Origin of the sequence: Pseudomonas sp. LH1G9, from assembly GCF_002949975.1 — a bacterium.
In the GTDB taxonomy this organism is placed as follows: Bacteria; Pseudomonadota; Gammaproteobacteria; order Pseudomonadales; family Pseudomonadaceae; genus Aquipseudomonas; species Aquipseudomonas veronii.
Genome location: NZ_CP026880.1, coordinates 5,961,385 through 5,981,801, shown reverse-complemented (window position 1 = coordinate 5,981,801; position 20,417 = coordinate 5,961,385). Strand labels below are relative to the sequence as shown.

Sequence of the window (20,417 nt, the reverse complement as noted above, 5' to 3'; positions counted from 1 at the left end):
ATCCGTTACCAGTGAAAGTAACGTTCAGTCTATCTTTCTATCACATACCCAAATTTTTAAAGAACGATCTAATCAAAGACTAGAAATCAACATTCACCATCATCACGATGGAATGCTCATTTCTAAGCTTTCAAACTTCAGAAGCAGTAGTGGTGGAGCCAAACGGGATCGAACCGTTGACCTCCTGCGTGCAAGGCAGGCGCTCTCCCAGCTGAGCTATGGCCCCGTATTTCTACAGGTTCCCACACAAAATTGGTGGGTCTGGGCAGATTCGAACTGCCGACCTCACCCTTATCAGGGGTGCGCTCTAACCAACTGAGCTACAGACCCAATTTCGGGCTGCTTCTTTATCGTCTTCTTCAATGAATCAAGCAATTCGTGTGGGAACTTATGGAGCAGCTGATGTCGTCGATTAAGGAGGTGATCCAGCCGCAGGTTCCCCTACGGCTACCTTGTTACGACTTCACCCCAGTCATGAATCACACCGTGGTAACCGTCCCCCCGAAGGTTAGACTAGCTACTTCTGGTGCAACCCACTCCCATGGTGTGACGGGCGGTGTGTACAAGGCCCGGGAACGTATTCACCGCGACATTCTGATTCGCGATTACTAGCGATTCCGACTTCACGCAGTCGAGTTGCAGACTGCGATCCGGACTACGATCGGTTTTCTGGGATTAGCTCCACCTCGCGGCTTGGCAACCCTCTGTACCGACCATTGTAGCACGTGTGTAGCCCAGGCCGTAAGGGCCATGATGACTTGACGTCATCCCCACCTTCCTCCGGTTTGTCACCGGCAGTCTCCTTAGAGTGCCCACCATTACGTGCTGGTAACTAAGGACAAGGGTTGCGCTCGTTACGGGACTTAACCCAACATCTCACGACACGAGCTGACGACAGCCATGCAGCACCTGTCTCAATGTTCCCGAAGGCACCAATCTATCTCTAGAAAGTTCATTGGATGTCAAGGCCTGGTAAGGTTCTTCGCGTTGCTTCGAATTAAACCACATGCTCCACCGCTTGTGCGGGCCCCCGTCAATTCATTTGAGTTTTAACCTTGCGGCCGTACTCCCCAGGCGGTCAACTTAATGCGTTAGCTGCGCCACTAAGAGCTCAAGGCTCCCAACGGCTAGTTGACATCGTTTACGGCGTGGACTACCAGGGTATCTAATCCTGTTTGCTCCCCACGCTTTCGCACCTCAGTGTCAGTATCAGTCCAGGTGGTCGCCTTCGCCACTGGTGTTCCTTCCTATATCTACGCATTTCACCGCTACACAGGAAATTCCACCACCCTCTACCATACTCTAGTCAGTCAGTTTTGAATGCAGTTCCCAGGTTGAGCCCGGGGATTTCACATCCAACTTAACTAACCACCTACGCGCGCTTTACGCCCAGTAATTCCGATTAACGCTTGCACCCTCTGTATTACCGCGGCTGCTGGCACAGAGTTAGCCGGTGCTTATTCTGTCGGTAACGTCAAAACAATCACGTATTAGGTAACTGCCCTTCCTCCCAACTTAAAGTGCTTTACAATCCGAAGACCTTCTTCACACACGCGGCATGGCTGGATCAGGCTTTCGCCCATTGTCCAATATTCCCCACTGCTGCCTCCCGTAGGAGTCTGGACCGTGTCTCAGTTCCAGTGTGACTGATCATCCTCTCAGACCAGTTACGGATCGTCGCCTTGGTGAGCCATTACCTCACCAACTAGCTAATCCGACCTAGGCTCATCTGATAGCGCAAGGCCCGAAGGTCCCCTGCTTTCTCCCGTAGGACGTATGCGGTATTAGCGTCCGTTTCCGAACGTTATCCCCCACTACCAGGCAGATTCCTAGGCATTACTCACCCGTCCGCCGCTCTCAAGAGAAGCAAGCTTCTCTCTACCGCTCGACTTGCATGTGTTAGGCCTGCCGCCAGCGTTCAATCTGAGCCATGATCAAACTCTTCAGTTCAAACATCTTTGGGTTTTTAAGAAACCCTAAACTTGGCTCAGCAATCGTTGGTTACATCTTTGATTTCTCGCGGAGTAACTTGCGATGCTGATAATCTTGTTGACTATCAGTCTGACTCCACAAGCACCCACACGAATTGCTTGATTCAGTTGTTAAAGAGCGGTTGGTTAAGATCTTTCGTCTCAACCGAGGCGCGCATTCTACAGCAGCCTCATTTGCTGTCAAGTGATTATTTTCAGAAGTTTTCAAAGTTTCCTTTGTAACTTCAACCACTTGCGCTTCCGATCTCTCGTTAGCGGGAGGCGAATTATACAGCGTTACACGCTGCTGTCAACACCTCTTTTTCTCCGCTTTCGACCGAGAAGATCGAAACGTTAATAGAGCCAAACAACTCTGCTCTACCAACTCCTTCCAGGCTTCGATGAACTGAAGCAGGTCGCTGTCGAATCTTGCGTAACTCCTTGTTTACCAAGGAGTTTTCCGTTTCGACTGCGCCGGAAGTGGGGCGAATTATAGACAGATATAAATCGCCGTCAACAGTTAATTTCAGACTTATTCGGATTTGAGCGTAATACGCGCAAATGCCTTCTTCCCAGCCTGGCAAACATGGGTCGCACCCAGCGCGTATATAAAGGTGCGATCAACCACTTCACCATCGATACGCACACCACCGGAACCCAAGAGGTCACGCGCGACCGCCGAGTTCTTCACCAGGCCTGCCTTATTAAGGACGGCCGCGATCGGCATTGCCTCGGCAGCAGTCAGCTCGATCTCCGGCAGATCATCCGGCAGCTCACCATCCTTCATCCGGTTGCCCGCCGCACGGTGAGCACTGGCCGCAGCCTCCTCGCCATGGAAACGCGCAACAATCTCTTCAGCCAGCTTGATCTTCACGTCGCGAGGATTGGCACCCGCCTCGACATCCGCACGCAGCGCATTGATCTCATCCATCGAGCGGAAGCTCAACAGCTCGAAGTAACGCCACATCAGCGCATCCGGAATCGAAACCAGCTTGCCGTACATCACGCCCGGCGCTTCCTGGATACCGACATAGTTGCCCAGGGACTTGGACATCTTCTTGACGCCGTCCAACCCTTCCAGCAACGGCATGGTCAGAATGCACTGAGCCTCTTGCCCATACGCACGCTGCAGCTCACGCCCCATCAGAAGGTTGAACTTCTGATCGGTGCCACCCAACTCAACGTCAGCGCGCAACGCCACCGAGTCATAGCCCTGGACCAGCGGGTACAGGAACTCATGAATCGCGATCGGCTGGTTGGTCGAATAGCGCTTGTCGAAGTCATCGCGCTCAAGCATGCGCGCCACGGTGTACTGGGATGTCAGACGAATGAAGTCCGCCGGCCCCATCTTGTCCATCCAGGTGGAGTTGAACGCCACCTCGGTCTTGGCCGGATCGAGAATCTTGAACACCTGGGTCTTGTAGGTCTCGGCATTCTCGAGAACCTGTTCACGGGTCAGCGGCGGACGCGTGGCGCTCTTGCCGCTTGGATCACCGATCATCCCGGTGAAATCCCCTATAAGGAAGATCACCTGATGCCCCAGGTCCTGGAACTGGCGCAGCTTATTGATAAGCACGGTATGGCCCAGGTGCAGATCCGGCGCAGTCGGATCAAAGCCGGCCTTGATACGCAGGGGCTGGCCACGCTTGAGCTTTTCGATCAGCTCCGCCTCGACCAACAGTTCTTCCGCACCACGTTTTATCAGCGCTAGCTGCTCTTCAACCGACTTCATAACAGACCCGCAAGGCTCAGATTCAAAAGGGAACCAACCATACAAGATCAGGGACTAATTACAAGTTTTGCCCTGCGCACGGACACCGTTCGACAAGCCCGGCGTTCGCGAGCTTGCGTCACAGATGATTTGGTTATATTTTATACAGTTATTTCATCTTCATCATGTCAGTCATCTTTTCCATTTCATCTTCAAAGTCAAAATTACCTATGACCACAGAACCGTCTAAAGCGCCGCCGCTTTACCCAAAGACCCACCTGCTCGCTGCAAGTGGTATCGCCGCCCTTCTGAGCCTGGCACTCCTGGTATTCCCTTCCAGTGACGTAGAAGCCAAACGAACATCCCTGAGCCTTGACCTGGAAAGTCCCGCAGAACAACTGACACAAGATCAAGACGCTTCCGACGCGCAACAAGCCACAAATGCCCCCATCGATTCGCCGTTTGCCCAGATCGAAAGCGCCCCGGACGAAACCGACAAAACCGCCCAGCAGCAGGCTGCACCTGCCGTAGCGCAGGCCAAGAACCCCCAGCATCGCGAGGTGCTCGTCGGCAAGGGCGACACGCTTTCCACCCTGTTCGAGAAGGTCGGCCTACCTGCCACTACGGTTAATGAGGTCTTGGCCAGCGATAAACAAGCCAAGCAATTCACCCAGCTCAAACGCGGTCAAAAACTCGAATTCGAACTGACCCCAGATGGCCAGCTGAACACCCTGCACAGCAACCTCAGCGACCTGGAAAGCATCACCCTGACCAAGGGTGCCAAGGGTTTCGCGTTCAATCGCATCACCACCAAGCCAGTGATGCGCTCCGCCTACGTACATGGCGTCATCAACAGCTCGCTGTCGCAATCGGCCGCCCGTGCCGGCTTGTCCCACAGCATGACCATGGACATGGCCAGCGTGTTTGGCTACGACATCGACTTCGCCCAGGACATCCGCCAGGGTGACGAATTCGACGTGATCTACGAGCAAAAGGTCGCCAACGGCAAAGTGGTCGGCACCGGCAATATCCTCTCCGCGCGCTTTACCAACCGCGGCAAGACCTACACCGCCGTGCGCTACACCAACAAACAAGGCAACAGCAGTTACTACACCGCTGATGGCAACAGCATGCGCAAGGCCTTTATCCGCACACCTGTGGATTTCGCCCGCATCAGCTCGCGCTTCTCCATGGGACGCAAGCACCCCATCCTGAACAAAATCCGCGCCCACAAAGGCGTCGACTATGCAGCGCCGCGCGGCACGCCCATCAAAGCCGCAGGTGACGGCAAGGTACTGTTGGCCGGACGTCGCGGCGGTTACGGCAACACCGTGATCATCCAGCACGGCAACACCTACCGCACGCTGTATGGCCACATGCAAGGCTTCGCCAAGGGCGTACAGACCGGCGGCAACGTGAAGCAGGGCCAGGTGATCGGCTATATCGGCACGACCGGCCTGTCCACCGGCCCACACTTGCACTATGAATTCCAGGTCAATGGCGTACACGTCGACCCGTTGGGCCAGAAACTGCCGATGGCCGACCCGATCGCCAAGGCCGAACGCGCGCGTTTCATGCAACAAAGCCAACCGCTGATGGCACGCATGGATCAGGAGCGCTCCACCCTGCTGGCTTCGGCGAAGCGCTAAGGTATGCCGCTCTATATAGGCGTGATGTCAGGGACCAGCCTCGATGGCCTGGATATCGCCCTGATCGAACAAGAGGCGGCGATCAAGCTGATCGCCACTCACTACATCCCTATGCCAGACAGCTTGCGCGCGGAGCTGCTTGGCCTGTGCGCCAGCGGCCCGGATGAGATCGCCCGCTCGGCAATGGCCCAGCAACGCTGGGTGACACTCGCCGCCCAGGGCATCCATGCCCTGCTCGACCAGCACAACCTCAAGCCCCAGGACATTCGCGCGATCGGCAGCCATGGGCAGACTATCCGCCATGAACCGGCACGCGGTTTCACCGTACAGATCGGCAACCCTGCCTTGCTCACCGAATTGACCGGCATCACCGTGGTCAGCGACTTCCGCAGCCGCGACGTTGCTGCAGGTGGCCAGGGTGCGCCGTTGGTACCGGCCTTTCATGAAGCACTGTTTGACGAACGCAGCGGGAATCGTGCGGTTTTGAATGTCGGAGGTTTCAGCAACCTCAGCCTGATCGAGACCGGCAAACCCGTAGCCGGCTTCGACTGCGGCCCGGGCAATGTCTTGCTGGATGCCTGGATTCATCAACAGCGCGGTGAACACTTTGATCGCGAGGGTCAATGGGCCGCCAGCGGCAAAGTCGAACCTCAGTTGCTCAACGCGCTGCTCAGTGACCCCTTTTTCTTGACCAAAGGCCCGAAAAGCACCGGGCGCGAAGTGTTCAACCTGGGATGGCTGCAACAACACCTGGCGCGCCTACCCGCCTTCGCCCCCCAGGACATCCAGGCCACGCTGCTGGAACTGACGGTCCTGACCATCGTCGAGTCCCTGCAAACCGCCCAACCCCAGACAAACACCCTGCTTGTCTGCGGCGGCGGCGCGCATAACCGCACGCTGATGAAACGCCTGGCCACGCTATTGCCATCGACCCAGGTCAGCAGCACCGCCACCTGCGGCGTAGACCCCGATTGGGTCGAAGCCATGGCCTTCGCCTGGCTGGCCCATTGCTGCCTCGAAGGCATCGCCGCCAACCGCCCCAGCGTCACTGGCGCACGCGGGTTACGGGTGCTGGGCGCGATCTACCCCGCCTGACTGCCCGCCAGAATCCGCAGACAGCAAAACGCCGCTTGGCCGATCAAAGCCAAGCGGCGTTTTTGTATCCGCTACCGATCAGATCGAGAACGAAGACCCGCAACCACACGTAGTCGTGGCATTAGGGTTCTTGATCACGAAACGCGAACCCTCCAGACCTTCCTGGTAATCCACCTCGGCGCCTGCCAGGTATTGGAAACTCATGGGGTCCACAACCAGGCTCACGCCCTCGCGCTCGACGATGGTGTCGTCATCGGCCACTTCTTCATCGAAGGTAAAACCGTACTGAAACCCTGAACAACCGCCGCCCGTAACAAATACGCGCAGCTTCAAGCGATCATTACCCTCTTCATCGACCAGGCTCTTCACCTTGTGCGCAGCACCGTGGGTGAATTGCAAAGCCGTGGGGGTGAAGGACTCAACGCTCATGCTGATAATCTCCCGGCGTACCGCCGCCATATGCGTAATGGTCGGTATTATCCGCTTCTCCTAGAAAAGCGGTCAACTATTGTTACGGTATATCAATCTGCGCAGCCGCCATTAAAAACACAAAAGGCCCGATCGACGGGCCTTCTGCTTGGCGACCTGACAGCCTTACGGCAGCATGCCTGCGTGGGACAAGCCCAGCTTCTCATCCAGGCCGAACAGGATGTTCATGTTCTGCACCGCCTGGCCCGAAGCGCCCTTGACCAGATTGTCGATCACCGACAGCACCACCACCAGATCACCGTCCTGCGGCCGATGCACGGCAATCCGGCACACGTTGGCGCCGCGCACACTGCGGGTTTCCGGATGGCTGCCGGCCGGCATCACATCGACGAACGGCTCGTTGGCGTAACGTTTTTCAAACAGCGCCTGCAAATCCACCGAGCGATCCACCACCGTCGCATACAGTGTCGAGTGAATGCCACGGATCATCGGAGTCAGGTGCGGCACGAAGGTCAGCCCCACATCCTTACCGGCGGCGCGACGCAGCCCCTGGCGGATTTCCGGCAGATGACGATGCCCTTTTACCGCGTAGGCCTTCATGCTTTCCGACGTCTCGGAGTACAGCGACCCCACCGCCGCCCCACGCCCGGCGCCGCTGACGCCCGACTTGCAGTCGGCAATCAAGCGCGAAACGTCGGCCAGCCCGGCTTCGAGCAATGGCAGGAAGCCCAACTGCGTCGCGGTCGGATAGCAACCCGGCACGGCGATCAGGCGCGCTTGCTTGATCTGCTCACGATTGACTTCCGGCAGGCCGTACACCGCCTCTTCCAACAGCTGCGGCGCGCCGTGTGGCTGGCCGTACCATTTGGCCCACTCGTCGGCATCCTGCAGGCGGAAGTCCGCCGACAGATCGATGACCTTGGTGCCCGCGGCCAGCAACTCGCCGGCCAGCGCATGGGCTACGCCGTGGGGGGTGGCAAAGAACACCACGTCACAGGCGCCGAGGGTCTTGATGTCCGGCACGCTGAACGCCAGGCCGTCGTAATGGCCTCGCAGGTTCGGGTACATATCGGCCACAGCCAGGCCGGCCTCGGATCGGGAAGTGATGACCACCACCTCAGCTTGCGGATGCTGCGCCAACAGACGCAGCAATTCGACACCGGTGTAACCCGTGCCGCCGACGATACCGACCTTGACCATAAACCTGCCCTCAAAGAACCCACTGGAAAGCCGTCGATAATAGGGGCCGCATTGTCCTGCGACAACCGCCAAGGTGACGTAAGGACGCATGAGCCACTACTATCTTCAGTTACCGTGAACCTGGGAATAACTAAAAATGCTTTATCTATGGGTCAAAGCCTTCCATATCGTCAGCATCGTGTGCTGGTTTGCCGGGCTGTTCTACCTGCCGCGCCTGTTCGTCTACCACGCCCAAAGCGAAGACACCGTCAGCAAGGAACGCTTCAGCGTCATGGAGCGCAAGCTGTATCGCGGCATCATGGGCCCGTCGATGCTTGCCACGCTGGTCTTCGGCATCTGGATGATCGCCCTCAACCCCGGCCTCTTCCATATGGGCGCCTGGCTCCACGTCAAGCTGACCCTGGTCGTTCTGCTGATCGGTTACCACCACATGTGCGGCGCGCAGGTAAAACGCTTCGCCCGTGGCGAAAACACCCGCAGCCATGTCTTTTATCGCTGGTTCAATGAGTTCCCGGTTCTGATATTGCTGGCTATCGTAATTCTGGTCGTGGTCAAACCGTTCTAACGTCAATGCCTCGGGGTACCTCCAATGTCGCTGCCCGCTTTGCTTGAACAACGTTTGCGCCTGCCCGTCGTGGCCGCGCCGATGTTCCTGATTTCCAATCCGCAACTGGTCCTGGCGTGCTGCCGCAATGGCGTGGTCGGAAGTTTCCCGGCACTGAACCAGCGCGAAAGCAGTGGCTTCAAGGCCTGGCTGGAGGAAATCGAAGCGGGCCTGGCGCAGTTGAGCAACCCTGCGCCCTACGCCGTCAACCTCATCGTCCACCACAGCAACCCACGGTTGGAGGCAGACCTGGCGATCTGCGTCGAGCACAAGGTGCCGATCGTCATCACCAGCCTCGGCGCGGTGAAGGCGTTGGTCGATGCGGTACACAGCTACGGCGGCCTGGTCTTCCATGACGTCACCACTCGACGTCACGCCGAGAAAGCCGCCGAAGCCGGGGTGGACGGCCTGATCGCAGTGGCCGCCGGCGCCGGTGGCCATGCCGGCACCTGGAGCCCGTTCGCGTTGATCGCCGAGATTCGCCAGTTCTTCGATAAAACCCTGCTGCTGGCCGGCTGCCTCAACCACGGGCACGAAATCCTGGCCGCCCAGTTGCTGGGCGCGGACCTGGCGTATCTGGGCACGCGGTTTATCGCCACCGCCGAAAGCCACGCGCCGGATGCGTATAAAGAGATGCTGCTCACATCAGGCGCCGTCGACATCGTGCACACTGCCGCAGTCTCCGGCGTGCCCGCCAGCTTCATGCGCCAGAGCCTGGCAAACGCCGGTTTCGACCTGGCCGCCCTGCAAGGCAAAGGCGAAGTCAATTTCGGCGCCAAGCTCAAGCCGTTGAACGACGAGGCCAAGGCCTGGAAGACCGTATGGTCCGCCGGCCAGGGCGTCGGTGAGATTGATGATTTGCCCGGCGTCGATGAACTCGTTGCGCGCCTGGATGCCGAATACCGCGAAGCCCGCGAGAAGGCGGCACAGTTGCGCTGGCCGCGCTGATACACTTGCCGGGCCCGCCCATTGAAGCGGGCCTGCCCCCTCCCCTGTAACATGACAAGGATGCCCGCATGAGCGACAACCGTTTCAAGATTGTGTTTGATGGAGCCCTGCTCCCGGGTGTCGAAAGCACCACCGCTAAACTGAATCTCGCCGAATTGTTCAAAAGCAACGTTGAGGCCATCGAGAAGCTCTTTACCGGTCGCCCCGTCGCCCTCAAGCGCGACCTCGCGCGCCCCGATGCCGAAACCTACCTCACCGCGCTGAAGAACGCCGGAATAGACGCGCGTATCGAAGCCGAACAGCCCGTGGCCTTCAGCCTTGACGAAACCCACGAGACCGAGCCCTCTGCCCGCCCTGCCGCCTCCCCGTATGCACCACCGCGTGCCGCAGTGGGTGACGATTTGCCGGAGTACGCCGAGCTCAAGATCTTCACGATCCATGGCCGCATCGGTCGCCTGCGCTACCTGGCCTGGACGCTGGTACTCACCGTCGCGATGCTCGTCGCCTCGGGCATCCTCGCCACTGCCGGCTTCGCCGTGGCGACCGCTTCGCCGACGGCGGGCATCATCCTGGGCTCGCTGCTGGGTTTCGCGCTGTTCGTGGCGATTGTCTGGGTCAGCGTGCAAATCGGCGTGCAGCGTCTGCACGACCTGGGCTGGTCCGGCTGGCTGTACCTGCTGAACCTGGTGCCGCTGGTGAACAGCATTTTCCCGCTGCTGCTGCTGGTGTTGCCAGGTAACACCGGCGCCAACCAGTACGGTGCGCCGCCACCGCGCAACTCCACGGCAGTGAAAGTCCTGGCCTCCCTGTGGCTGGCGTTTATTCCGTTGATGCTCATTATCTTGATGGCCTTGGGGATGAACGGCTACCTGGATCAACTCGAAAGCAACGTGGACAGCAGCTACGAAAGCAGCTCCATCACCTCCGATGAAGACGCCGATCAAAGCGTGATCGTCAATGAAGAAGACGTGCAAAGTGCTGACGACGCGGCCGAACCTGTAGACTCTCCAGAACAGTGAAAAAACGCCCGCCGCCTGTGATGCCTCTGTCACAGGTCCGGCGGCGTTGCGATGGAGAAAGGCATGACCCGTTACGCTCTGATCACCGGTGCCTCCAGCGGCATCGGCCTGGCCTTGGCCGAAGCACTGGCCCGGCGCGGCCGCAGCTTGATTCTGGTGGCCCGCCAGCGTGATCAGTTGGAAAGCATTGCAATCGAATTGACGCAACGCTTCGGCGTCGAGGTGCTGTTCCGCGCCTGCGACCTGGGTGAACCGCTGCGTTTGTCCGGGTTCCTGTTGGAACTTGAGGAAGGCGAACGGCAGATCGACTTGCTGGTCAACTGCGCTGGCATGGGCACCAGCGGGCCGTTCCTGGCCCAGGACTGGATGACCGAGCAGGACCTGATCGAAGTCAACATCCTCGCCCTGACCCGTATGTGTCACGCCCTCGGCAATGCCATGGCCCTGCATGGCGGCGGGCAGATCCTCAACGTCGCCTCGATCGCCGCATTCCAGCCCGGCCCGTGGATGAGCAGTTACTACGCCAGCAAAGCCTATGTATTGCACTTCTCCGAAGGTCTGCGCGAAGAATTGAAAACCTGCGGCATCAAGGTCTCGGTGCTGTGCCCCGGCCCGACGCGCACAGCCTTCTTCGGCACGGCACAAATGGACACCGCCAAGCTCGAGCGCAGCGCGCACTTGATGAGCCCGGAAGAAGTGGCGCTCTACACCGTGCGCGCCCTGGAAAAAAACCAAGCCATCATCATCCCCGGCCGCCGCAATCGCTGGCTCGCCTTCAGTCCGCGCTTGAGCCCACGCTGGCTGACCCGCAAGCTCGCCGGCGCGATCAACAAGGCCTATTGCCCGCGCTGAAGGCCTGAGTACACTCACCCTGCACATTCACCATGGAGAAACAGCTTTGGATACTCTGTTCACCAAGATCATCAACAGAGAAATACCCGCGAAGATTATCTATGAAGATGATCAGGTCCTCGCCTTCCACGATATCGCCCCACAAGCGCCGGTACATTTTCTGGTTATCCCGAAAAAACCGATCCGCACCCTGAACGATCTGACCGAAAGCGACAAAACCCTGGCTGGGCACATCCTGTTCACCGCTCAGCGCCTGGCCCTGGAACAGGGCTGCGAGAAGGGCTTTCGTGTGGTGATGAACTGCAATGAAGACGGTGGACAGACCGTTTACCATATCCACATGCATGTGCTGGGTCAGCGCCAGATGAACTGGCCGCCGGGCTGATACGCCTGACACACGGGTCGCCGGCCTCCCGCATGCGACCCCATGCCCTTGACTCAACGCAAACGCTTCGCCCTCTCTTGCGGTAAACTGGCCGCCGAGATTCTTCCCGGAGGTCAGCATGACTACCCAACGTCACTACTCGCCGATTGACCGTCTGTTGTTGCAAGCCGACACGGCCATACGCACGCTGCTGCCATTCAGCGGCCAGCCGTATCGCCCGTCGCCCGCCATCGTGCAGCCCGATGCACAGATGAACGAGACCGACACCCGCCACGTCGCCGGCCTGATGCGTATCAACCATACCGGCGAAGTCTGTGCCCAGGCGCTGTACCAGGGCCAGGCGCTGACCGCCAAGCTGCCGCAAGTGCGCGCAGCCATGGAGCATGCCGCTGAGGAAGAAATCGACCACCTGGCCTGGTGCGAGCAACGCATTCGCCAATTGGGCAGCCATCCCAGCGTGCTGAACCCGCTGTTCTATGGCCTGTCGTTTGGGATTGGCGCCGCAGCCGGCTTGATCAGCGACAAAGTCAGCCTGGGGTTTGTCGCAGCCACGGAACAGCAAGTATGCAAGCACCTGGATGAGCACCTGGAACAGTTACCGACCGAAGACGAAAAGTCCCGGGCGATTCTTGAACAGATGCGTATCGATGAAGAACACCACGCAGAAAGCGCACTGGACGCCGGTGGTTTCCGCTTCCCGGCGCCGGTGAGGTTTGGCATGAGCCTGATGGCCAAGGTCATGACCAAAAGCACCTACCGCATCTAACCTGCAAAAAAGGGCGCTATCAAAGCGCCCTGTCTTTATTGCCGACGAATCCCTGGATCAGCCCAACTCAATGATTTCGTAATCATGGGTAATGGCGACACCGGCCGCGCCCAGCATGATCGACGCCGAGCAATACTTCTCAGCCGACAGCTCGATGGCACGCTTGACCTGGGCTTCTTTCAGCGCCCGGCCCTTGACCACGAAATGCATGTGGATCTTGGTGAACACCTTGGGATCTTCAGTCGCACGCTCGGCTTCGAGGAAGGCTTCGCAGCTTTCCACGGCCTGGCGGGACTTTTTCAGAATGCTGACCACGTCGAAATTGCTGCAACCGCCTACACCAAGCAGGAGCATTTCCATCGGGCGTACGCCCAGGTTGCGGCCACCGGCTTCCGGCGGACCGTCCATGACCACGACATGGCCACTGCCCGACTCACCGAGGAACATGGCTTCGCCCGCCCATTGGATGCGTGCCTTCATCGCCCAGACTCCACTGCTAAAAAAGGGTCGCCAGCTTAGCACACGGCCCGCGGCCGGCAGCTTTTGCGCGTAAAACCATCAATCGCCACAGTTACCCGGTAAATTGGCTAATCGAGTCACAATGTGTCTGGTAAGCTGGCGCCAAATGAATGGCGCATTGCCATCCTTTGTACAACGTGTATCAATGCAGATACAGCTGGATAAAAACAAATCCAACCACCCTGTGCAGTCTTTTTCGGGATACAACCATGGTTGCTTTTACTCCCATACCCAAGATCAAGAATCTCGACAGACTGCTGACGCATTGCCAGAGTCGTCGCTACCCGGCCAAGCACAACATCATCTGCGCAGGCGAACGCTCCGAAACACTGTTCTTCATTATCAAGGGCTCGGTCACCATCCTGATCGAGGATGAAGACGGCCGCGAGATGATCATTGCCTACCTCAATACCGGCGATTTCTTCGGCGAGCTGGGGTTATTTGAGCAAGCTGGCAAAGAACAGGAGCGCAGTGCCTGGGTGCGGACCAAAATCGAGAGCGAAGTGGCCGAGATCAGTTACACGAAGTTTCGTGAACTGACCCAGCACGATCCCGACATCCTCTATGCACTGAGCGGCCAGATTGCCCAGCGCCTGCGGGACACCACGCGCAAAGTCGGCGACCTGGCATTCTTTGATGTCACCGGCCGTGTGGCCCGCTGCCTGTTGGAGCTGTGCAAGCAGCCCGACGCGATGACTCACCCCGATGGCATGCAGATCAAAGTCACGCGCCAGGAAATCGGGCGCATTGTCGGTTGTTCGCGGGAGATGGTCGGTCGCGTGCTCAAGGATCTGGAAGAACGCAACCTGGTAGACGTCAAAGGCAAGACGATGGTGGTGTTTGGCACCCGTTAAACCGGCAGGAAGCTGGCCAGCATCTGCCGGTACAGCCCATCCAGCCGGCTGAGCGCGTCCGGTGCGGGGAAAGCTTCGTGCAGGGCGATATGGCTGTCGGCGCGAACGCGCTGTTCCAGGCCGCAGGCTTGATTGAAGCGATTGACCGCCGCGATCAGTTCTTCGCGATCGTTGTCCAGCAACAAGGCTCCGTGTACCAGCCCCACCGGACGGCCACCACTTTGGCGCCAGCGCTGGGCGGTGCCGACCATTTTGCGGCCATTGAGGTTGACGTTGTAGCGGCCGTCGCAGAACGCGCCGTCGATTTCGCCGACGGAAGCATCGCCGCCCAGTTCGATCAGCAAGTCACAGATCGGCTGGCACAAACGCAGGTAGCCGGTTTCGATGCGCCCCTGGTCGCCTTCGCTGCGCGGCGGTGCGTAGACCAGGGCGATATTGACCGTGGCGTTTGATTGCGGCACCGGCTCGCCGCCGGTTTCGCGCAACAGCACCGGCCAACCGGCCTGCGCCGACACCTGGCTAGCCAGCTCGAACGCCGGCAAGCGGCTCAAACGACGCGGCATCACCAATGCCTGGTCGCTGGGTTGCCAGAACAGCAATCCAAACGCCCGCTCACCCGCGCACACTTCAGCCAGTAAGGCCTGCTCGGCAGCAAGCCCGGCTTCGACGGTCATCGATACTGGCTGGATCATCGAACACCTACCTCGCTGAATAAACACAAAACCCAATGTGGGAGGGGGCTTGCCCCCGATGGCGGTGTATCAGTTGATAAATGTATCTGACTGACACTCCGCTATCGGGGGCAAGCCCCCTCCCACATGTTGACCGCACTTCAAAAACTGACCGCGGTTTGATCAATCCAGGGTCGAACCGCTGACTGCCACACCACGCTCCGGGAAGAACAGGCGTTGCAGTTCGGCGCCCGGGTTCTCGGCGCGCATGAAGGTCTCGCCCACCAGGAACGAATACACGTCGCTGATTTCCATCAGTTCCACGTCGGCGCGGTTAACAATGCCGCTTTCGGTAATCACCAGGCGGTCGCGCGGGATACGCGGCAGCAGGTCGAGGGTGTTTTCCAGGCTGACTTCGAAGGTGTGCAGGTTGCGGTTGTTGACCCCCACCAGCGGTGTGTCGAGGGTTTTCAGCGCACGGTCCAGCTCATCGCCGTCGTGGACTTCCACCAGCACATCGAGGCCGACGCTTTTGGCCACGGCCGCCAGCTCGGCCATCTTCACGTCATCCAGCGCGGAGACGATCAGCAGCACACAGTCGGCGCCCAGGGCACGGGCTTCAACGATCTGGTATGGATCGATCATGAAGTCCTTGCGGATCACCGGCAACTTGCACGCGGCGCGGGCCTGTTGCAGGAACAGGTCGGAACCCTGGAAGAAATCGACATCAGTCAGCACGGAGAGGCACGTCGCCCCGCCTCTCTCATAGCTGGCGGCGATGTCGGCCGGTACGAAGTTTTCGCGGATCACGCCTTTGCTTGGCGAGGCCTTCTTGATTTCAGCGATGACAGCCGGCTGCTTGAGTTTGGCCTGGGCGATCAAGGCCTTGGCGAAGCCACGCGGCGCATCGGCGATTTTTGCCTGGCTTTCCAGCTCGGCCAGGCTCACGCGGGCACGGCGTTCCGCGACTTCTTCGGCTTTGCGGGCCAGGATCTTTTCCAGAACGGTCGGCACACTCATCCTTCATTCTCCATCTTGAACACCGCAGTAAAGGCCCCCAGTTCTTCGAGCTTCTCGCGGGCAAGGCCGGTGTGCAATGCATCATGCGCGAGGGCCACGCCTTCGTTAAGACTATAGGCGTGATCGGCGGCATAAAGCGCGGCACCGGCATTGAGCACAATCATTTCGGCGGCTTTCTGGCCGTTTTCGGTCTTGCGACGCCCCAAGGCGTCCTGAATCAGCGCCAGGGAATCGGCCGGGCTTTCCACTGCCAGGCCATGCAGGCTCTGGCTCTTCATGCCGAGGTCTTCGGGCTCGACCCAATATTCGGTGATCTGATCATTCTTCAGCTCCGCCACAAAGGTCGGCGCCGCCAGGCTGAATTCGTCCAGGCCGTCTTTGGAATGCACCACCAGCACATGCTTGCTGCCCAGGCGCTGCAACACTTCGGCCAACGGCCGGCACAATGCCTGGCTGAACACGCCGACTACCTGATGCTTCACACCGGCCGGATTCGTAAGCGGGCCGAGCATGTTGAACAGGGTACGCAGGCCGAGATCCTTGCGCGGGCCGGCGGCGTGTTTCATCGCGCCGTGGTGGGACTGCGCAAACATGAAGCCGATGCCCACGTTGTCGATGCAGCGCGCCACTTGTACGGGGGTCAGGTTCAGGTAGATCCCGGCCGCTTCGAGCAGATCCGCGCTGCCGCTTTTGCCGGACACCGCTCGGTTGCCGTGCTTGGCCACGGTGCAACCCGCTGCCGCGACCACGAAGGAAGCCGCCGTGGACACGTTGAAAATATTCGCACCGTCGCCGCCGGTGCCGACCACATCGACCACGCCGTCGAGGGTCTTGAGCTCGACCTTGTCTGCCAGCTCGCGCATCACCGACACGGCGCCGACGATTTCGTCGATGCTCTCGCTCTTCATACGCATCGCCATCATGAACGCGCCGATCTGCGCGTCGGTGCATTGACCGGTCATGATCTCACGCATCACATCGCTCATTTCCGCGGTGCTCAGGTCCAGATGGCCGACGATACGGCTCAGGGCAGTCTTGATATCCATGAAAAGTCCTTAGCGCGTGCCGCCGCTCTGCTTGAGAAAGTTGGCGAACAGCTCGTAGCCCTGCTCGGTCAGGATCGACTCGGGGTGAAACTGCACCCCTTCGATGTTCAGTGTCTTGTGGCGCAAGCCCATGATCTCGTCGACCGAGCCGTCTTCCAGCTGGGTCCAGGCGGTCAATTCCAGGCAGTCGGGCAGGGTTTCGCGCTTGACCACCAGCGAATGGTAGCGCGTCACGGTGACCGGCAGGTTGAGGCCTTCGAACACACCGAGGTTGTTATGGAAGACCGGGCTGGTCTTGCCGTGCATCACTTGGCGCGCCCGCACCACCTCACCGCCAAACGCCTGGCCAATGGACTGGTGGCCCAGGCACACGCCGAGGATCGGCAGCTTGCCGGCGAAGTATTTGATGGCCTCCAGGGAGATGCCCGCCTCGGTCGGCGTGCAGGGCCCCGGCGAAACCACAATGCGCTCCGGGTTCAGGGCGGCGATTTCGGCGACGGTCAGTTCGTCGTTGCGCACCACCTTGACCTCGGCACCGAGTTCGCCCAGGTACTGCACAACGTTGTAGGTAAAGGAGTCGTAGTTATCAATCATCAGCAACATGGGGGAAACCTCAAGAATTCTTAGCCCTGGGGGGTCTGTTCAGCCAACGCCACTGCACGGAACATGGCGCGGCGCTTGTTCAGGGTTTCTTCCCATTCGAGGGCCGGCACCGAGTCGGCGACGATCCCGCCACCGGCCTGCACATGCAGTTCCCCGTCCTTGATCACCGCCGTGCGAATCGCAATGGCGGTGTCCATGTTGCCGTTCCAGGCGAAATACCCCACGGCGCCGCCGTAGACACCGCGCTTGACCGGCTCGAGCTCGTCGATGATCTCCATCGCGCGAATCTTCGGCGCGCCCGACAAGGTGCCCGCCGGCAGAATCGCCCGCAGCGCGTCCATCGCGGTCAGGCCGGCCTTCAATTCGCCAGTGACGTTGGAGACGATGTGCATCACGTTGGAGTAGCGCTCGATGACCATCTTCTCCGTCAACTTCACCGAGCCGATTTCCGAGACGCGCCCGGTGTCATTGCGGCCCAGGTCGATCAGCATGAGGTGCTCGGCGATTTCCTTGTCGTCGCTGAGCAGCTCTTCTTCGAGCGCCAGGTCCGCTTCCTCGGTCGCGCCACGCGGGCGGGTACCGGCGATCGGGCGCACGGTGATCAGGTTGTCTTCGACGCGCACCAGCACTTCCGGCGAACTGCCGACGACGTGGAAGTCGCCGAAGTTGAAGAAGTACATGTACGGCGTCGGGTTGAAGCAACGCAGCGCGCGGTACAGGTCGATCGGCGCGGCCTTGAAGTCGATGGACATGCGTTGCGACGGCACCACCTGCATGCAGTCGCCGGCGAGGATGTATTCCTTGATGGTATCGACCGCCCGCTCGTAGTCATCCTGGGTAAAGCTGGAGCGGAACACCGGGTCGGCCGCCGGCGGACGGCGCAAATCCAGGCCGCGACGCGGGGTGATCGGCTGGCGCAGTTTTTCCAGCAGGGCTTCGAGGCTGGCCAGGCCTTGCTCGAACGCATCGCTCTGTGCGGGGTCGGCCAGCACGATTGCATGCATCTTGCCGGCGAGGTTGTCGAACACCACCACGGCGTCGGAGACCATCAGCAGAATGTCCGGAACGCCCAATGGATCGGGGTTCGGGCATTTACCCAGGCGTTTTTCCACATAACGCACGCAGTCGTAGCCGAAATACCCGACCAGGCCGCCGTTGAAACGCGGCAGCCCAGGGATGGTCGGCACGTTGTAGCGCGCCTTGAAGGTTTCGACGAAGGCCAGCGGGTCTTCGACGTCATGGCTTTCGATCTCGACGCCGTCATGGGTGATGCTGACGTGATGGTCGTACACGCGCATGACGGTGCGGCACGGCAGGCCGATGATCGAGTAACGGCCCCACTTCTCGCCGCCCTGTACCGATTCGAGCAGGTAGGAGTTGGGCGCGTCGGCCAGCTTCAGGTAGATCGACAGCGGCGTGTCGAAGTCGGCCAGGGTTTCGCAGGCCAGGGGGATACGGTTGTAGCCGGCAGCGGCCAAGCGCAGGAATTCTTCGCGGATCATGAGGTGCCTCGTGGCATGAGGGTCTAACGGTCAGGTGTGCAAACGTGCCGCAGCGCGGCCAGGATTCAGTCAGGCGCGCCAACGCCAGCGGGCCAGGGCCTTGATGACTTTCATCCAGAGTTTGCGAGTGACTACCACGATGGTATTTCCAGAAGGGGACGGATCGGTGTCGGCCAACGTTATCTCAGCGCCCGCTCCCAAGCAACCGGGGATTAGTCGGCGCAGGTCATCAATTACCAGCGCGGGCGACTCTTCGGCGATCGGCCGACCGTGGTTATAGCCGTAACTCAAGGCCACGCACTGCACGCCCGCCGCCTTGGCCGCCAGCACATCGCTGCGCGAATCACCGACAAACAACGACTGGGACGCCGGGATATTGGCCATTTTCATCACGAAAAACAGCGCCGCCGGGTCGGGTTTCTTCTGCGGCAAGGTATCGCCACCGATGATCCAGCGGAAATAACGGCCGATTTTCATCTGGTCCAGCAACGGAGCGACGAAGCGCTCCGGCTTGTTGGTGATCAGGGCCATTTCCACGCCCTGCTTGCTCAGCCATTTGAGGGTGTCGCGCACGCCGGGGTACACCACTGTCAGTTCGTGGTGGTCTTCATAGGCGAGGTTGAACAATTCCAGGGCGTGTTCGGCCTCGACATCATCGACCCCCTCGGCCTCGATGCGGTTAGCCAGCGCCCGGCGCACCAGCACCTGCGCGCCGTTGCCGACCCATTTGCGCACCGACTCGATACCGACCGGCTTGCGCCCCAGCTTGAGCAGCATCTCGTCCACCGCCGCCGCCAGGTCCGGCACCGAGTCGATCAACGTACCGTCCAGATCGAACATCACCAGCCGTGGCAGTTTGCCGGGGAACAGCCGCTCGAAGCCGCTCATGGGCGCGCCAGCGCCAGTTCCGCACGCATCTTGGCGATGACGTCCTGGTAGTCCGGCGCATTGAAGATCGCCGAGCCGGCGACAAAGGTGTCGGCGCCGGCGGCAGCGATTTCGCGGATGTTGTTGACGTTGACCCCACCGTCGATTTCCAGGCGGATCTCACGCCCCGAGGCATCGATCAGCGCACGGGCTTCGCGCAGCTTGTCGAGGGTGCCGGGGATGAACTTCTGCCCGCCGAAACCTGGGTTGACGCTCATCAGCAGCACCATGTCGACTTTGTCCATCACGTACTTGAGCACGTCCAGCGGGGTGGCCGGGTTGAACACCAGGCCCGCCTTGCAGCCGCCTTCGCGGATCAGTTGCAGGGTGCGGTCGACGTGCAGCGAGGCTTCCGGGTGGAAGGTGATGTAAGTCGCGCCCGCTTCAATGAAGTCCCCGACGATGCGGTCTACCGGGCTGACCATCAGGTGCGCGTCGATCGGCGCGGTGACACCGTACTTGCGCAACGCCGCGCAAACCATCGGGCCGATGGTCAGGTTGGGGACGTAGTGGTTGTCCATGACATCGAAGTGGACGAAGTCGGCACCGGCGGCCAACACGTTGTCCACTTCCTCACCCAGACGGGCGAAGTCGGCGGAGAGAATCGATGGAGCGATAACGAAGGGCTGCATGACGCACCTTTTTTG

The 20,417-nt window shown here is 59.7% G+C and carries 20 protein-coding genes, 2 tRNA genes and 1 rRNA gene; 9 read left to right on the top strand and 14 right to left on the bottom strand.

Translation table 11 applies throughout. From position 1 onward, the window contains the following. Positions 1-150: 150 nt before the first annotated feature. The 4 genes from C5F70_RS27660 to tyrS all read right to left on the bottom strand — a co-directional run bounded on the left by C5F70_RS27660 (position 151) and on the right by tyrS (position 3,702). A tRNA-Ala gene (locus C5F70_RS27660) sits at positions 151-226 on the bottom strand. A gap of 27 nt (positions 227-253) precedes the next feature. Beyond that, positions 254-330, bottom strand: a tRNA-Ile gene (locus tag C5F70_RS27655). Between the two features lie 83 nt (positions 331-413). Further along, positions 414-1,950: ribosomal RNA gene (locus C5F70_RS27650) — 16S ribosomal RNA — on the bottom strand. Positions 1,951-2,502: 552 nt separating this feature from the next. Beyond that, entirely contained in the window at positions 2,503-3,702 is a 1,200-nt protein-coding gene (gene tyrS / locus C5F70_RS27640) for a tyrosine--tRNA ligase (RefSeq protein ID WP_017847777.1), read from the bottom strand. A 209-nt stretch (positions 3,703-3,911) separates the two neighbouring features. Between tyrS and C5F70_RS27635 the strand changes: the two genes are divergently transcribed. Next, positions 3,912-5,330, top strand: a complete 1,419-nt coding sequence (locus tag C5F70_RS27635; RefSeq protein ID WP_104904362.1) for a peptidoglycan DD-metalloendopeptidase family protein — start codon at positions 3,912-3,914, stop codon at positions 5,328-5,330. Positions 5,331-5,333: 3 nt separating this feature from the next. Beyond that, positions 5,334-6,425: an anhydro-N-acetylmuramic acid kinase gene (locus C5F70_RS27630; RefSeq protein ID WP_104904361.1), complete on the top strand. Its 1,092-nt coding sequence runs from the start codon at positions 5,334-5,336 to the stop codon at positions 6,423-6,425. Between the two features lie 78 nt (positions 6,426-6,503). Here the strand turns inward: C5F70_RS27630 and erpA are convergent, their stop codons facing one another. Further along, complete coding sequence (gene erpA, locus C5F70_RS27625; RefSeq protein WP_007906865.1) at positions 6,504-6,854, bottom strand: iron-sulfur cluster insertion protein ErpA; 351 nt, start codon at positions 6,852-6,854, stop codon at positions 6,504-6,506. Positions 6,855-7,019: 165 nt separating this feature from the next. Next, complete coding sequence (gene argC, locus C5F70_RS27620; protein ID WP_017847781.1) at positions 7,020-8,054, bottom strand: N-acetyl-gamma-glutamyl-phosphate reductase; 1,035 nt, start codon at positions 8,052-8,054, stop codon at positions 7,020-7,022. A 136-nt stretch (positions 8,055-8,190) separates the two neighbouring features. On the opposite strand from argC, the gene hemJ reads away from it, so the two are divergent. The 6 genes from hemJ to coq7 all read left to right on the top strand — a co-directional run bounded on the left by hemJ (position 8,191) and on the right by coq7 (position 12,628). Beyond that, the gene (hemJ, locus tag C5F70_RS27615; RefSeq protein ID WP_017847782.1) at positions 8,191-8,619 is read left to right on the top strand and encodes a protoporphyrinogen oxidase HemJ; all 429 of its coding nucleotides are present in this window, start codon (positions 8,191-8,193) and stop codon (positions 8,617-8,619) included. Positions 8,620-8,643: 24 nt separating this feature from the next. Beyond that, the gene (locus tag C5F70_RS27610) at positions 8,644-9,606 is read left to right on the top strand and encodes a nitronate monooxygenase family protein (RefSeq protein WP_017847783.1); all 963 of its coding nucleotides are present in this window, start codon (positions 8,644-8,646) and stop codon (positions 9,604-9,606) included. Between the two features lie 68 nt (positions 9,607-9,674). Continuing rightward, complete coding sequence (locus C5F70_RS27605) at positions 9,675-10,625, top strand: DUF805 domain-containing protein (RefSeq protein ID WP_017847784.1); 951 nt, start codon at positions 9,675-9,677, stop codon at positions 10,623-10,625. Positions 10,626-10,688: 63 nt separating this feature from the next. Beyond that, entirely contained in the window at positions 10,689-11,477 is a 789-nt protein-coding gene (locus C5F70_RS27600; RefSeq protein ID WP_017847785.1) for an SDR family oxidoreductase, read from the top strand. Positions 11,478-11,523: 46 nt separating this feature from the next. Next, positions 11,524-11,862 carry a histidine triad nucleotide-binding protein gene (locus C5F70_RS27595; RefSeq protein WP_017847786.1) on the top strand — a complete coding sequence of 113 codons (339 nt, stop codon included), beginning with the start codon at positions 11,524-11,526 and terminating at the stop codon, positions 11,860-11,862. Positions 11,863-11,980: 118 nt separating this feature from the next. Continuing rightward, positions 11,981-12,628 carry a 2-polyprenyl-3-methyl-6-methoxy-1,4-benzoquinone monooxygenase gene (gene coq7 / locus C5F70_RS27590; RefSeq protein WP_017847787.1) on the top strand — a complete coding sequence of 216 codons (648 nt, stop codon included), beginning with the start codon at positions 11,981-11,983 and terminating at the stop codon, positions 12,626-12,628. 57 nt (positions 12,629-12,685) lie between these two features. Here coq7 and C5F70_RS27585 read toward each other — a convergent pair whose 3' ends face one another. Further along, positions 12,686-13,108: an OsmC family protein gene (locus tag C5F70_RS27585; RefSeq protein WP_005792019.1), complete on the bottom strand. Its 423-nt coding sequence runs from the start codon at positions 13,106-13,108 to the stop codon at positions 12,686-12,688. A gap of 248 nt (positions 13,109-13,356) precedes the next feature. Between C5F70_RS27585 and crp the strand changes: the two genes are divergently transcribed. Next, positions 13,357-14,001 (top strand): cAMP-activated global transcriptional regulator CRP, encoded by a 645-nt coding sequence (gene crp, locus C5F70_RS27580; protein ID WP_017847788.1) that lies wholly within the window; start codon positions 13,357-13,359, stop codon positions 13,999-14,001. Here the strand turns inward: crp and C5F70_RS27575 are convergent. The 7 genes from C5F70_RS27575 to rpe all read right to left on the bottom strand — a co-directional run bounded on the left by C5F70_RS27575 (position 13,998) and on the right by rpe (position 20,402). Then, positions 13,998-14,693 (bottom strand): lipoate--protein ligase family protein, encoded by a 696-nt coding sequence (locus tag C5F70_RS27575; RefSeq protein WP_046489173.1) that lies wholly within the window; start codon positions 14,691-14,693, stop codon positions 13,998-14,000. The genes crp and C5F70_RS27575 overlap by 4 nt on opposite strands. Positions 14,694-14,855: 162 nt before the next feature. Then, positions 14,856-15,692 carry an indole-3-glycerol phosphate synthase TrpC gene (gene trpC / locus C5F70_RS27570; protein ID WP_104904360.1) on the bottom strand — a complete coding sequence of 279 codons (837 nt, stop codon included), beginning with the start codon at positions 15,690-15,692 and terminating at the stop codon, positions 14,856-14,858. Next, the gene (gene trpD / locus C5F70_RS27565) at positions 15,689-16,738 is read right to left on the bottom strand and encodes an anthranilate phosphoribosyltransferase (RefSeq protein WP_017847791.1); all 1,050 of its coding nucleotides are present in this window, start codon (positions 16,736-16,738) and stop codon (positions 15,689-15,691) included. The genes trpC and trpD overlap by 4 nt, the downstream gene beginning before the upstream one ends. A gap of 9 nt (positions 16,739-16,747) precedes the next feature. Next, positions 16,748-17,341 carry an aminodeoxychorismate/anthranilate synthase component II gene (locus C5F70_RS27560; RefSeq protein ID WP_017847792.1) on the bottom strand — a complete coding sequence of 198 codons (594 nt, stop codon included), beginning with the start codon at positions 17,339-17,341 and terminating at the stop codon, positions 16,748-16,750. Between the two features lie 20 nt (positions 17,342-17,361). Beyond that, the gene (trpE, locus tag C5F70_RS27555) at positions 17,362-18,843 is read right to left on the bottom strand and encodes an anthranilate synthase component I (RefSeq protein WP_046381870.1); all 1,482 of its coding nucleotides are present in this window, start codon (positions 18,841-18,843) and stop codon (positions 17,362-17,364) included. A 69-nt stretch (positions 18,844-18,912) separates the two neighbouring features. Then, positions 18,913-19,731: a phosphoglycolate phosphatase gene (locus C5F70_RS27550; RefSeq protein WP_017847794.1), complete on the bottom strand. Its 819-nt coding sequence runs from the start codon at positions 19,729-19,731 to the stop codon at positions 18,913-18,915. Beyond that, a complete protein-coding gene (gene rpe / locus C5F70_RS27545) occupies positions 19,728-20,402 on the bottom strand; it encodes a ribulose-phosphate 3-epimerase (protein ID WP_017847795.1) in 675 nt (224 codons plus the stop codon). Before rpe ends, C5F70_RS27550 begins: the two co-directional genes overlap by 4 nt. Positions 20,403-20,417: the final 15 nt, after the last annotated feature.

Excerpts from the sequence above, each read along its gene's own strand:
- coq7 (WP_017847787.1), top strand. The coding sequence starts at position 11,981 with ATGACTACCCAACGTCACTACTCGCCGATTGACCGTCTGTTGTTGCAA.
- C5F70_RS27610 (WP_017847783.1), top strand. The coding sequence starts at position 8,644 with ATGTCGCTGCCCGCTTTGCTTGAACAACGTTTGCGCCTGCCCGTCGTG.
- tyrS (WP_017847777.1), bottom strand. The coding sequence starts at position 3,702 with ATGAAGTCGGTTGAAGAGCAGCTAGCGCTGATAAAACGTGGTGCGGAA.
- trpE (WP_046381870.1), bottom strand. The coding sequence starts at position 18,843 with ATGATCCGCGAAGAATTCCTGCGCTTGGCCGCTGCCGGCTACAACCGT.
- C5F70_RS27630 (WP_104904361.1), top strand. The coding sequence starts at position 5,334 with ATGCCGCTCTATATAGGCGTGATGTCAGGGACCAGCCTCGATGGCCTG.
- C5F70_RS27550 (WP_017847794.1), bottom strand. The coding sequence starts at position 19,731 with ATGAGCGGCTTCGAGCGGCTGTTCCCCGGCAAACTGCCACGGCTGGTG.
- trpC (WP_104904360.1), bottom strand. The coding sequence starts at position 15,692 with ATGAGTGTGCCGACCGTTCTGGAAAAGATCCTGGCCCGCAAAGCCGAA.
- C5F70_RS27600 (WP_017847785.1), top strand. The coding sequence starts at position 10,689 with ATGACCCGTTACGCTCTGATCACCGGTGCCTCCAGCGGCATCGGCCTG.
- trpD (WP_017847791.1), bottom strand. The coding sequence starts at position 16,738 with ATGGATATCAAGACTGCCCTGAGCCGTATCGTCGGCCATCTGGACCTG.
- rpe (WP_017847795.1), bottom strand. The coding sequence starts at position 20,402 with ATGCAGCCCTTCGTTATCGCTCCATCGATTCTCTCCGCCGACTTCGCC.
- C5F70_RS27635 (WP_104904362.1), top strand. The coding sequence starts at position 3,912 with ATGACCACAGAACCGTCTAAAGCGCCGCCGCTTTACCCAAAGACCCAC.
- C5F70_RS27560 (WP_017847792.1), bottom strand. The coding sequence starts at position 17,341 with ATGTTGCTGATGATTGATAACTACGACTCCTTTACCTACAACGTTGTG.
- C5F70_RS27585 (WP_005792019.1), bottom strand. The coding sequence starts at position 13,108 with ATGAAGGCACGCATCCAATGGGCGGGCGAAGCCATGTTCCTCGGTGAG.
- C5F70_RS27605 (WP_017847784.1), top strand. The coding sequence starts at position 9,675 with ATGAGCGACAACCGTTTCAAGATTGTGTTTGATGGAGCCCTGCTCCCG.
- crp (WP_017847788.1), top strand. The coding sequence starts at position 13,357 with ATGGTTGCTTTTACTCCCATACCCAAGATCAAGAATCTCGACAGACTG.
- hemJ (WP_017847782.1), top strand. The coding sequence starts at position 8,191 with ATGCTTTATCTATGGGTCAAAGCCTTCCATATCGTCAGCATCGTGTGC.
- C5F70_RS27575 (WP_046489173.1), bottom strand. The coding sequence starts at position 14,693 with ATGATCCAGCCAGTATCGATGACCGTCGAAGCCGGGCTTGCTGCCGAG.
- erpA (WP_007906865.1), bottom strand. The coding sequence starts at position 6,854 with ATGAGCGTTGAGTCCTTCACCCCCACGGCTTTGCAATTCACCCACGGT.
- argC (WP_017847781.1), bottom strand. The coding sequence starts at position 8,054 with ATGGTCAAGGTCGGTATCGTCGGCGGCACGGGTTACACCGGTGTCGAA.